Genomic DNA, 12,453 nt, shown 5'->3' with positions numbered 1-12,453 from the left:
AACAGGATTCTGCAATTGAGGATAATTCATGAAAATAAAAAGAATCATCATCGCCTTTACATTGCTGCTAGCTGCCAGCTATGGGGTGTTGTTTTGCTATATTAATGCCACCCAGATCAATGCTGTCGATGTCACGCAGATTAACAGTGTTGTCAAAACCATCGAAAAAGACTGGGCGAACGGCGATACCGAAAAAACAGGTGCAAGTGGCGGCATGGCTTACCAGATCGCGCTGGTCACGGATGATAACTACCAGTCGCTGCTGTTTGAAGGCATCAGGAATCGTCATACCATCATGGATTTGACTTCTGTTTCGGCGGATGGGCAGGCGGAAGTGCTGGGCAAGGTCATCTTTCTGACGGACGGCAGTGAAGAAGAAAAGATGAAAAATAATTTGCTGGCCATGATTACGGTTGTTTTTCTGATGGTGCTGATCCTGGTTGATGTGGTTTTGGGGATGGTGCATTTCTCCATTCTCAGGCCATTCGGGGTCATGAAACAGTTTGCCCAAAAAATTGCCGACGGTGATCTGGAGTTCAGGCTGCCGATGGATCGGGGCAATTATTTTGGCGCCTTCACCGAGAGCTTTGATCTCATGCGGGAGGAGCTGAGAAAAGCCCGGCAGGGGGAGTATGAGGCCAATATCAGCAAGAAAGAACTGGTGGCGGAACTGTCCCATGATATCAAAACCCCGGTGGCCACCATCAAAGCCATCTGCGAATTGCTGACGGCGAAACTTGGCGGCGTGAAATTTGATACTCAGACGGGATCAGCCGCAGAAACGACGATTGCCGAAAGTATCGAAAAAATCGCGGTGATCCATGCCAAAGCCGGTGTTATTGATGCCCTGATCAGCAATCTGTTTCACGCCACGCTGGAAGAACTGGAAATGCTCAAGGTCAATGTGAGCGAACAGCCCAGCACTGTGATGCTTAAGATGTTTAGGGAGATGGATCATTTCGGTAAAATCCGCTTCAAAAATGACCTGGCTGAGTGCCTGATCAGCTGTGATCCGCTGCGGCTGGGTCAGGTGATTGACAATATCATCAGCAATTCCTACAAGTATGCGGGAACCGATATTGACGTCTGGTTTGATCTGGATAAAACAGAAAAATACCTGGAAGTAAAGATCAGAGATGATGGTGATGGCGTGAATCCCGATGAATGGCCGCTGGTGTGCGAAAAGTTTTTTCGGGGTTCTGGCGAAGCGGTTCAGAATACGCCGGGCTCCGGGCTGGGGCTTTACCTGGCCAGACTGTTTATGGAAGGCATGGGCGGGAGCATCCGTTGTTACAATGAGGCTGGGTTCGTCGTGGAACTGCGCCTCAAAGTGGTCTAAAGCCGAACTGCCGTGAGCTTTACAATTAAGAAACAGATAAGAATTTAATAAGATTTGGAAAAAGATCCGTTAAGAAAGTATGCGCTATAATAGGACCATGGAAAGCAAACGCTGGCCATGGTCTTTTATCATCGTGATAATGATCAACTCAGTTAATCGGGAGGATTACAATGGAAAACACCATTCTGAAGGCAGAAATGCTCAGTAAAACTTATTCAAACGGCAGCATCATGCAGCACGTTTTAAAAAATCTCAATATCGATATCAAAGCAGGGGACTTCACCGTCATCATGGGGAGCTCAGGTTCGGGAAAATCCACGCTGCTTTATGCCCTGTCCGGGATGGACAAGCCCACGCTGGGAAAGATCGATTTCAAAGGTGAAGAGATATCAAAATATTCCAACGACCGGCTGGCGGTATTTCGCCGCAAGCATTGCGGGTTTGTCTTTCAGCAGATTTATCTCAATGAAACCATGAGCGTGCTAGACAATATCATCATTTCCGGTCTGCTGGTGAGCCGGGATAAAAAGGCCATTGCGGCACGGGCCAAAGAACTGCTGCATCAGGTGGGCATGACCGAGGTCTGTTATCAGAAATATCCGTCCCAGCTTTCGGGCGGGGAAGCCCAACGGGTGGCCATCGTCAGAGCGCTGATCAATGCGCCGGAAATCGTCTTTGCGGATGAACCCACCGGGGCTCTCAATTCAACCAATGCCATCAATGTGCTGGATGTGATGACCGAGGTCAATGCCTCGGGTCAGAGCATCATCATGGTGACGCATGACATCAAAACCGCCAGACGGGCCAACCGTATCCTGTATCTGAAGGATGGGGTCATCATCGATGAGCTCAAACTGGGAAGCTATGTCAAGGACGATCCCCAACGGCATAAAATTCTCCGGGAATTCCTGGAAAGAATGGGATGGTAGTCATGAAAATCTTGATGATCGCAACAAACAATATCAGGAAGGCCAAGGTCGCCACGGCCACACTGATTATCCTCATTGCCATCGCCACCATCTTTCTCTACGTGGGAATCAGTGTACTGTCCAATCTGGACACCTTTATCGATGGGAAAAATGCCGAGACAAACGGCGCTCATTTTATTTCCATCACCGATGGCAGTCATGATGCGGCGATTGATCAGATCTATGAATCCATTGACAGCTATGCCAGCAGTGAAAGGGAAGAGGGACTGATGTCGATGTCTTCCAAATATCAGAACGTGGATACCGGGGAAGAAGCGTACAGCCTTTCCACGCTCTTTCTGAATCGCGAGACCCCGCGCGATATTTCCCGGGTGACCATCATTGATGAGGCCGCGCAGATACCTGAAAATGGGGTGATTGTTCCCTATGTTTTAAAGATCGCCAACGGCTATAAAACCGGAGATACGCTGAAATTTATGGTCGATGATAACACCACCGAACTGGAGATCGCAGGCTTCTATGAAGACCTGATGTTTGCCAGTCCCTCCAATGTGAGTATGTATAAGCTCTATGTGGGGGACAAGCAGTTTAATGATTTAATGAATCAGCCGGTATATGGATCAAAATGCAGCTACAGCGCGGTCATCACCGATGACATTGATAATACGGAAGCTTTTGAATCCCAATTTACAAAAGACCTGAAGACTGTCTGGCCGGAGCGAACCGGCAGTTATGCCACCCTCAGTTATGGAACCATGAAGATCGGGGTTGCCGTGTTCATTAATATCATTATGGCGGTTCTGGTGGCTTTCTCCATCATCATTCTGGCCATTGCCGCCATCGTCATTAAATTTTCAACTACTACGCATATCGAAAACAACATCAAAAATATTGGTGCTCTGGAAGCGATGGGATACACTTCCGGTCAGATTCTTGGTTCAATTCTGGTGGAATATCTGCTGATTACGGCAGTCGGTTTTGCAGTAGGACTGGGTGCGTCGATGCTGATCTCACCGGTAATCACCAACGTGGTGTCGTCATCGATTGGTCTGCGCTGGACAACCGGAATTTATCCCCGGACCATACTGATCAGTTTGGCGGTGATTATGATTGCGGTACTGGGAATTTCGTATTTCAGCGCCTTTAAAATCAAAAAAATCACGCCCCTGACAGCCCTGCGAAACGGCATTGAAACCCATCATTTCGGAAAAAACAGAGTGCCTCTGGAGCGGACGAAACTCAGCCTGAATATGGCAATGGGTTATAAATCACTGATTTTCAATAAACGGCAGAATCTGATTGCAGGACTGATCATCATGATGCTGAGTCTGGTTACCGTGTTTTCTTTTGCCGCCTATTACAATTTTGCAGTCGACAAGAGTGCCATGATTAAACTGATCGGTCTGGAAACCGCCGAGGTTCAGGTGACAGCGATGGAAAATGAAGAAACGATATTCGATGAAATTGCCGCAATGCCGGGAGTGGCAGATACTGTCAAGCTGGATTCTTTTGACGGCGTGATCAAATACGATAAAAAAGAATGCGGCGCCAGTACCCGAATCACCGAAGATTACAGCCGGTTGAAGGTGGATACCTGTGTGAAAGGCAGAATGCCGGTGAATGATAATGAAATTGCCATCACCAGCATCGTATTGAACAAGCTGGGCGCTCAGATGGGGGATACGGTGTCGATTGACTATAACGGAATAACCCGGGAATTTCTGGTGGTGGGTGTAACCCAGCAGTTCAATATGCTCGGAAGAGGAGCCGCCATTACAACAGCCGGCATGAAAAAACTGATGCCTGCCTATCAGGAGAAAAATCTGATGGTTTATCTGGCAGACGGTGAAAATACAAAAAGCTTTGTGACCCGAATCAACAATCAGTATGCGAATCAGAATATTCAGACGGCCAGTTATTTTGAGTCCATTGAAATGATGCTGGATTCGTTTGAAGCGTCTATTAAAATTGTGGTGACGGGATGTTTGGGGATTATTGCCGTGATTATTGTCTTCGTTATGTTTCTGGTGATCCGGGTGCGGATTTTGCGAGAGCGGATCCGGCTGGGGGTTTCCAAAGCTCTGGGGTTCACCGCCAACCAGCTGATTGGACAGATCCTGATCAGTCAAATGCCCGTCATTATCGGGGCTTCAGCACTGGGGGCTGTCGCCGGTTATTTTGCAACCAATCCCTTGCTGGCACTGATGCTGGCCGCCAACGGGATATTAAACTGTGAATTTTATGTGGATCCCCGCCTGGTGTTGTTCACAATCATCGGCATCAGCCTGCTGGGACTGGCGACCGTATTGATTGTGGCAAACAGTATCCGGAAAATCAGTCCCTGCAGAATGTTTGAAGAGGGTGTGGATTAAGACCTGCAGCATGGCTCAGACGACTAAACCATGAAAACGGATCAATGGCAAGAGCGTAGGTGGGGAAGGTCGTTTTCTAAATAGAACGATTGAAAAAAGATGACGCAACTGGTATGATGAGGGAAAACGGCAAGTTCTATGATAAACTGGATTAGAACAGGAAGGATTGTTGACTTATGCCATTTGAAATCATCCGCAACGATATTACCAAAATGCCGGTGGACATCATCGTCAATGCCGCCAATACCGGGCTGAAAATGGGCGGCGGTGTCTGCGGGGCCATCTTTACAGCGGCCGGAGCAGACAAGCTTCAGGCCGAGTGCGACCGCATTGGCGGCTGCGATGTCGGGGCGGCGGTCATCACCGGCGGCTACCGGCTTCCGGCAAAGCAAATCATCCACACCGTGGGTCCCATCTGGCAGGGCGGCGGTGCCAACGAAGCCAAGCTGCTGCACAATGCCTATACCAGTTCCCTGAATCTCGCCCTGAAACACGCCGGTAAAAGCATTGCCTTTCCCCTGATTTCATCGGGAATCTATGGCTATCCCAAGGATCAGGCGCTGAAGATTGCAGTGGAAGCCATCAGTGAATTTCTCCTGAGCCATGAGATGATGGTTTATCTGGTTGTTTTTGACAAGAAGGCCTTTGCATTCAGTGAAAAACTGTTTTCAGATATAGAAAAATATATCGATGACCATTACGTGGAAGAACATCTGGTTTCTGAACGCCATCTGGAAGCGGCGGAGTACGAAGTCCGGAATTTAAAAGAAGCCAGAATGATTTATCCGGCTCCTCAGCGGCAGCCAATGACACCATCACCGCAGCCAATGGTGTCAAGAAGCCTGGCGGATGTGCTGGGGCATTTGGATGACTCGTTTTCAGAAATGCTGATCCGGCTCATTGATCAAAAGGGCATGACGGATGTGGAAGCCTATAAAAAAGCCAATGTTGACCGGAAGCTGTTTTCCAAGATCCGCAGCAAAAAAGACTACAGCCCCAGCAAGGCAACGGCCATCGCTTTTGCGATTGCCCTGGAGCTGAATCTGGACGAAACCCATGATCTGCTGGGCCGGGCCGGCTATGCCCTGTCCCACAGCAACGCCTTTGATCTGATTATCGAGTATTTCATCAACGCCGAAAATTACAATATCTATGAAATCAACGAAGCCCTGTTTGCCTTCGATCAGGCCTTGTTGGGTGCCTGATGTCGTTCTGAAAGCGACCACAAGCGGTGGAAAATCGGTTATCCTTTAGTTATCAAAGAAACGGAGGATAAGAACATGAACACAAACGAAACAAAATCAGGCAGAACTGAACTGGTCTTTATTCTGGACAAAAGCGGATCCATGTCGGGTCTGGAAAGTGACACCATCGGGGGTTACAACGCCATGCTCAAAAAACAGCAGGCGGCCCCGGGAGCGGCTACGATCACCACGGTGCTTTTTGACGACAACTACGAATTGCTCCACGACCGCATCGACATCCGGGGAATTGCACCCATTACTGCGAAAGAATATTATGTGGGCGGCTGCACAGCCCTGCTGGACGCCATCGGAAAGACCATTCATAAAATTGTCAATGCCCAGCGACACACTGGCAGGAACCACCAGGCGGATCAGGTTATCTTTGTGATCACCACCGATGGTCTGGAAAACGCCAGCCGGGAGTATTCCTATGAAAAGATCAGAGAAATGATCGAACTGGAGAAAACCCGGTATCACTGGGAATTCATTTTTCTGGGCGCCAATATCGACGCCATCGAGACTGCCGCCCAGTTTGGAATCGACGCCGACAGAGCCGCAAACTATCATGCCGACAGCGAAGGAACCCGTTTGAACTACAAGGTAGTCAGCGAGGTGGTTTGTGAAATGCGGGCCTGCAACCCAATTCCGGCCAACTGGAAGGCGGAAATTGACGAAGATTTTGAACGGCGAAAAAAATAAACGCCGGAGAGATTTAAACAGTAAGCATGAATCAGGCTATTCATCGTATCAATGAAACGGTAAATGCTAGTGAAGAAAATATCACCTGTTCCATCGCGCTAATAGCAAAAAAATGAAAAAGTCCTGGAGCCATTTTACATCAACGGTTCCAAGGCTTTTTTATTTACAGCATGTTAACTATGGGCTAAATCATCGGCTAGATCAACAACTTTTACTGTGTCGCCAGTAACTATTTTTTTATTTCTTGTCATTGGTGCTTCACGCAGAAATAGTGAGCACAGAAAACCGACCGCGGCGATGACGACGCAAAACAGAAAGACATCATGAATGGAGCCGGCCAGGACGGTTTTCGCCTGCAGGTATAAATCATCAAAATAACTCAGATATAACGCCGGCACCTAAGTTCGGATGGCTGCCACCGTCTGTGCATTTGTAATGATTTGGGTGTTTTTGAGCATGCCTTGGATTTCCGGCGGCAAATACTGCATGTTTAATCCCGAAAATCCATTGTTCAGAGAATTGGTCATGATTATCCCATAGACAGCTGAACTGATGGTGCTGCCGATGTTGCGAAAAAACATCACGGTTGATGTGACGGAACCAATCTGTTCTCTCGGGGCAGCGTTTTGCGCGTTAACATTGGTAATGGGCATACTCATCCCGACACCAAACCCCAAAATCACCATAAAAAGGATGGCACTGGAGTAGGAAGTGCCGATGCCCATGGTGGAAAGCAGCAACGCTCCCACCCCCATGACCAGAAATGCAGATACCGATAATATTCTGGCTTTGCCGATTCTTGAAACCAGCCGACCGGTGATATTGCTTGACAACAATAGCCCGAACATCATTGGGGTGATGACGGCGCCGGAGGTTGTCGCCGACGAGCCAATCACACCCTGAACAAAGTAGGGCAGATAGATCACCGTTGAAAACATCAAAGCCTGGGAAAAGAAGGCAATCAGAAAGGAGACGCAGATCGCACGATCTTTAAAAAAGGTGAGCGGAATCATCGGGTTGGCCGATTTTTTTTCCAGAAAAACAAATAGCACCAGCATGACGGCCGAAAAAAGAAACATGCCAATACAGGGAACCGAAATCCAGGCAAAATTCTTGCCGGCCATACTAAAAGCCAGCAGCATGGGCACCAGGGAAAAAACAAGTGCGGCGATCCCGGGGAAATCCACCGCCTTTTTTAGTCCACTGTTTTTGAAGGACGGCATTGCAATCGCGACGATAACGATTGCCAGGATACCCAACGGCAGGTTGATGAAAAAAATCCAGCGCCAGCCGAGCGCATCGGTGATAAAACCACCGGCCAAAGGTCCGATAATGCTGGCTAGTCCATACATCGAGGTAACAATACCCGTGTACTTGCCCCGATCGGCCGGTTCAAACATATCAGCAACGACTGTAAATACGCTTGAAACAATGATCCCGCCGCCGATGCCCTGTACGCCTCTAAAGGCGATCAGCTGCATCATACTCTGCGATAAACCGCAGAGCATGGAGCCAGCGAGAAAAGTCGTGATACCGATCATAAACATCAATTTGTGCCCGTAAATATCGGCCAGTCCCCCGCAAATGAGTACGGCAATCGTCGAACATAGCATGTAGATGGTAAAGGGCCATGAATAAACATCCATCCCCCCAGATTATCGACAATATTTTTCATGGCCGTACTGACGACCGTCGAGTCCAGTGCGGACAGCAGCAGACTGGCCATGATGCCGGCCAGGATCAGGGCGGTTCTTGATTTGCTCATTTGTTTTTCATTCATTAAAAATTCATCCTTAATAATGTTTGATATAGTAGTATACATTATACTAGATGGGTAAAAAAAATAGCGTCTGGTTAGCTATTTTTATAATACTCGTTATACTGACTTTTAAAATCCTCCAGCCAGTTGCTAAAAAGAGTGAACATCTGCGAATAGAGATCGACGATGGAAGTCGCATAAAAAGAGACACCGTCCATGCTTTCAAGCTGGACATTGATCGAGTCATACTTGAAGGCAAGACCAGTCTGCAGCATTTCGATCATTTTCAAGCCGGTTTCATGATCCATGAGATGAAGATGGGCAATAAAGGCACAGAAATCAACATAAATTATCCCGGGATTTTCAGAGTACTGGGACATTAACTGCATAAAATAATTTCTGCCTTTCTCGTTGATGGTATAAATGGTTTTTTCGGGCATTTCACCCTCGCGAACCGTTTCGCCATCGATAAATCCTGTCTTATAAAGTTTCACCAGATTTTTATAAACCGACGGTGAACTGATTTTGACCCATTTATTGATATTCCGATATTCCATCTCTTTTTTCATCTCATAGGCGTTCATCGACTTTTGCATCAGAACTCCCAATATCATCAAATCAACCGTTGACATTTATTCACTTCCTTACTAGTATATTGTATACCGGTATAGTATAAACTGAATAAACCCAGAAGTCAATACCAGATAATAATAAAATTGTTTCAGCAGAAAAGAGCCGTCTTTGGTACCTTGCGTCTAATTCTGAACGAGAGAAACAGCACAAAAGAACCGCCCCCTTGTGTTAGGTTTTGTATTAAAACGTCCAATGACATCAAATTTTTATGTTTTTCTTGTTTTGTGGGTATAAATAATAAAAACTGATAAATTTAAATACATTTCAAATATAAAACAATCACGATCCAGTGAAAGGAGTTCCTGTGGAGACACTACCATTCATGATTTCGATCATTTTTTTCCTTATATCAGGAAGCAATCTTTTTTTTGGCAGTTATATTGTGTTATTCTATTCAAGAGAAAAAAGCAATCGTCTTTTCTTTGTATTCAGTATTTTTTTGAGTGTATGGGCCTTTGATTTTGCAATGTCCGTTTCTGCACCCGATGCTGAATCATGTATGTTTTGGCAGCGGGTTGCGGCACTGGGATGGGGAACATGTCCCGGGATTTTTTTGCATTATACTTTAGTTTTAACGGGGAAAAAAGATTTGCTTAAGAAGTGGTGGCTTTATTTACTGATGTATACACCAGTGGCCATTATGAGCTATGTTTTTTCACTTTCCCAGGATCTGGTTATTTTGCAGTATACTTTTTTAAGAACGCCATACGGATGGATCAACCTTGCTGAGGACAATTTATGGGATATTTTGTTTTATTGCTATTATTACGGGTTTATGCTGATCTCCATGGGTGTACTGTGGCGATGGACCATAAAAACAGAAGATGAATTGAACAGAAAACAGGGAAAAACGATTTTGGATGGATTCATGGTGTCGCTAATTCTGGTAATTTCAACAAAGATTTATTCCTGCATTCAACTTTCAGCCGGTTTGTTTCAACTTCTGCCCAATATTATGTTTATCATAGCAGGGTGTGTTTTTTATACGATTAAAAAATACACCCTGGTAAAAAAGTCATCCGTCAATAAGAACGAAGTCATTTTAAACAATCAGACCCGAACCCGAATCTACAATTACCTGTCAGTAGCCTTTCTCGCCGGCAGTTGTTTAAATCTGATAACTCAGTATTTTCTTGAAGAAAATGGTAATCTGGCATCTGTTCTTTGTTTTAGCGGACTGCTGCTGGCGATGGGTGTTCTGATTCAACTGATCCAGCGCATTAAAGGATTAGATAGACAGCGGGACTATTTGATTCTGTTTTTAATGATGCTGATAATCCCGCTGATCACCTTCAAATTTATCAGCATGGCCAGCTTGACCATCTGGGCATTCCCGTTTGTTTTGATTATCATTTCGTTGGTTTTTAACAATCGTATGGCTATTGTGGGAATCACGGTGTCCACTTTTTTAACGCAGATTCTCGTTTTCATTTCCATGCCCCAGGCAATTGTTAAAATTGACAGTGATGACCATCTGGTGCGGATCGGTTTGTTTGGAATCGCCATCTGGATTGCTTTTTTTGTCAATAAATTGTATGTTCAAAGATTGAAGGAAAATGCGGAGCAGTTAAAAATCGAAAAAAGCATATCAGAATTTTCAAGTGACTTTGTGAACATCAATCGGATGAATTATGATAAAATGCTTGAAAAATGGATCACAAAAAGTGGAGAATTGTTTGATCTGACTCGTGTGCACATCTGCTTTTTTGATGAAGACAAAAAGAAAATTACCTGCACCCAGGAGTGGTGCGGGGAAGGTGTTGAGCCAAATAAAGAAATACACCAGGATTTTCCGGTTGAAGAAGCACCAGTTTGGATTGAGACCATTCTTGAAAATAAGATTGTTCATCGTTTTAATAAGGATGACAGTGAGCAAGAAAAATCAGCTATCAATCGAGAACCGGATATCGGCAATGAGATTGATATTGCGATTCCCATTGCCTGCGATGGAAACGTTCAGGGGGTTATTGCATTTAATTTGAAAACCGCTAAAACGCAATTAAACGAAAAATATGGAAATCTTTTTGAAATCATTGCCAATACTCTGGCCGTTGCCATGTTAAAATTGGAAAAAGAAAAAGAGATTATTCATCAGGCTCATTATGACCAGTTGACCGGGATTCCAAATCGGCTGTTGTTTAGTGATAAATTGAATCACGAAATACTGTCAGCCAGGCAAAAAGAGAAAATGATCGGAGTGGTTTTCCTGAATATCGATAGCTTCAAAAACGTTAATGATAGCCTGGGGCATGAAGGTGGGGATAAACTTCTGATCCAGGTCAGCGAAAAACTGATCAGGTCCATCAAAAAGACGGATACCGTTTCGCGCTTTGAGGGCGATGAATTTATGATCATGCTCAATAATATTGCTAAAGAGAAAGAGATTTTGAAGATTGGAAACCGGATCCTCAACCTTTTCAAACAGGCTTTTATTGTAAATGGACAGGAGTTTTACATTTCAGCCAATCTGGGAATTGCTGTCTATCCGGCTGATGGGGAAAAGGCTGATGAACTGATAAAAAATGCCAATATTGCCATGTACAAGTCAAAAGAAAAAGGAAAAAATCACTTTGTCCTGTGTTCGCCTGTAATCAAAGAAGAAGTCAATTTTAAGACGAAACTCACCAACCATTTGTATCATGCGCTGGAGCGCGATGAACTGGAACTGCACTATCAACCCCAGATTTGTCTTCAAACCGGTAAAATAGTTGGCGTTGAAGCGTTATTAAGATGGACGCATCCGGAGTTGAATATGATACCGCCCAATGTGTTTATTCCTCTTGCAGAACAGACGGGCTTGATTAATCCGATTGGTGAATGGGTGCTGAAAACGGCATGCTGTCAGAATAAAGCATGGCAGGAAATGGGGCTGCCTCCGGTACGGATGGCGGTAAATATCTCCGCAACACAGTTCAGAAATCCGAAACTGACAACCCTTATCAAGAAACTGCTGAAGGAAACAGATTTAAAGCCACGATATTTTGAACTGGAATTGACGGAGAATATTGCAATTAACCAGTCAGACTATATTATCGAAATTTTAGACCGATTGAGAAAGCAGGGTGTATTTATTTCAATCGATGATTTTGGAACGGAGTATTCATCGTTGAGCCGTTTGAAGACACTACCCATCGATCAGATAAAAATAGACAAGCAATTCATTGATGGGGTAGCCAAAGGTAAAACGGATCAGGCCATTGTTAATACGATCATCCTCCTGGCAAAAAATCTGGGACTCAATGTAATTGCCGAAGGGGTTGAAACACATGAACAACTTGCTTTTTTGAAAGATATACAATGTGATTCGGTTCAGGGATTCTATTATCACAGGCCGATGCCGGCGCAAGAACTGGAAATAATATTGCAGTACCAGAATGACACCATGATTAAGAGTCAGGGTGTGAACAGTCCCTGTGTGATCATCGATCAAGGTGGCCGAGAATTGGAGGCAGTGTATGGTGGCGATTAGCAATCAGAT

10 protein-coding genes are annotated in these 12,453 nt (G+C 45.3%); 6 read left to right on the top strand and 4 right to left on the bottom strand.

The genetic code is table 11. From position 1 onward, the window contains the following. The first annotated feature begins 28 nt into the window (after positions 1-28). From GH808_RS04525 to GH808_RS04505, 5 genes are all read left to right on the top strand, one after another. Positions 29-1,339 carry a HAMP domain-containing sensor histidine kinase gene (locus GH808_RS04525; protein ID WP_186841596.1) on the top strand — a complete coding sequence of 437 codons (1,311 nt, stop codon included), beginning with the start codon at positions 29-31 and terminating at the stop codon, positions 1,337-1,339. A gap of 170 nt (positions 1,340-1,509) precedes the next feature. After that, a complete protein-coding gene (locus GH808_RS04520; protein ID WP_186841595.1) occupies positions 1,510-2,268 on the top strand; it encodes an ABC transporter ATP-binding protein in 759 nt (252 codons plus the stop codon). A 2-nt stretch (positions 2,269-2,270) separates the two neighbouring features. Further along, positions 2,271-4,640, top strand: coding sequence for an ABC transporter permease (locus GH808_RS04515; RefSeq protein WP_186841594.1), 2,370 nt, complete (start codon positions 2,271-2,273; stop codon positions 4,638-4,640). A 176-nt stretch (positions 4,641-4,816) separates the two neighbouring features. After that, complete coding sequence (locus GH808_RS04510; protein WP_186841593.1) at positions 4,817-5,845, top strand: macro domain-containing protein; 1,029 nt, start codon at positions 4,817-4,819, stop codon at positions 5,843-5,845. A gap of 75 nt (positions 5,846-5,920) precedes the next feature. Continuing rightward, positions 5,921-6,583, top strand: coding sequence for a vWA domain-containing protein (locus tag GH808_RS04505; RefSeq protein WP_186841592.1), 663 nt, complete (start codon positions 5,921-5,923; stop codon positions 6,581-6,583). A gap of 173 nt (positions 6,584-6,756) precedes the next feature. On the opposite strand, the gene GH808_RS15315 is transcribed toward GH808_RS04505, so the two are convergent. From GH808_RS15315 to GH808_RS04495, 4 genes are all read right to left on the bottom strand, one after another. After that, the gene (locus GH808_RS15315; protein WP_243166104.1) at positions 6,757-6,981 is read right to left on the bottom strand and encodes a hypothetical protein; all 225 of its coding nucleotides are present in this window, start codon (positions 6,979-6,981) and stop codon (positions 6,757-6,759) included. After that, the gene (locus GH808_RS04500; RefSeq protein ID WP_243166111.1) at positions 6,982-8,196 is read right to left on the bottom strand and encodes an MFS transporter; all 1,215 of its coding nucleotides are present in this window, start codon (positions 8,194-8,196) and stop codon (positions 6,982-6,984) included. It lies immediately after the preceding gene. Continuing rightward, complete coding sequence (locus GH808_RS15310; protein WP_243166103.1) at positions 8,130-8,363, bottom strand: hypothetical protein; 234 nt, start codon at positions 8,361-8,363, stop codon at positions 8,130-8,132. The genes GH808_RS04500 and GH808_RS15310 overlap by 67 nt, the downstream gene beginning before the upstream one ends. A 74-nt stretch (positions 8,364-8,437) precedes the next feature. Next, a complete protein-coding gene (locus GH808_RS04495) occupies positions 8,438-8,974 on the bottom strand; it encodes a PadR family transcriptional regulator (protein ID WP_186841591.1) in 537 nt (178 codons plus the stop codon). 305 nt (positions 8,975-9,279) lie between these two features. Here GH808_RS04495 and GH808_RS04490 point away from each other — a divergent pair, with 305 nt between their 5' ends. Continuing rightward, positions 9,280-12,444: an EAL domain-containing protein gene (locus GH808_RS04490; protein ID WP_186841590.1), complete on the top strand. Its 3,165-nt coding sequence runs from the start codon at positions 9,280-9,282 to the stop codon at positions 12,442-12,444. Positions 12,445-12,453 lie beyond the last annotated feature (9 nt).

Origin of the sequence: Acetobacterium fimetarium (assembly GCF_014284475.1) — a bacterium.
In the GTDB taxonomy this organism is placed as follows: domain Bacteria; phylum Bacillota; class Clostridia; order Eubacteriales; family Eubacteriaceae; genus Acetobacterium; species Acetobacterium fimetarium.
This window is presented reverse-complemented; position numbering and strand designations above follow the sequence as displayed.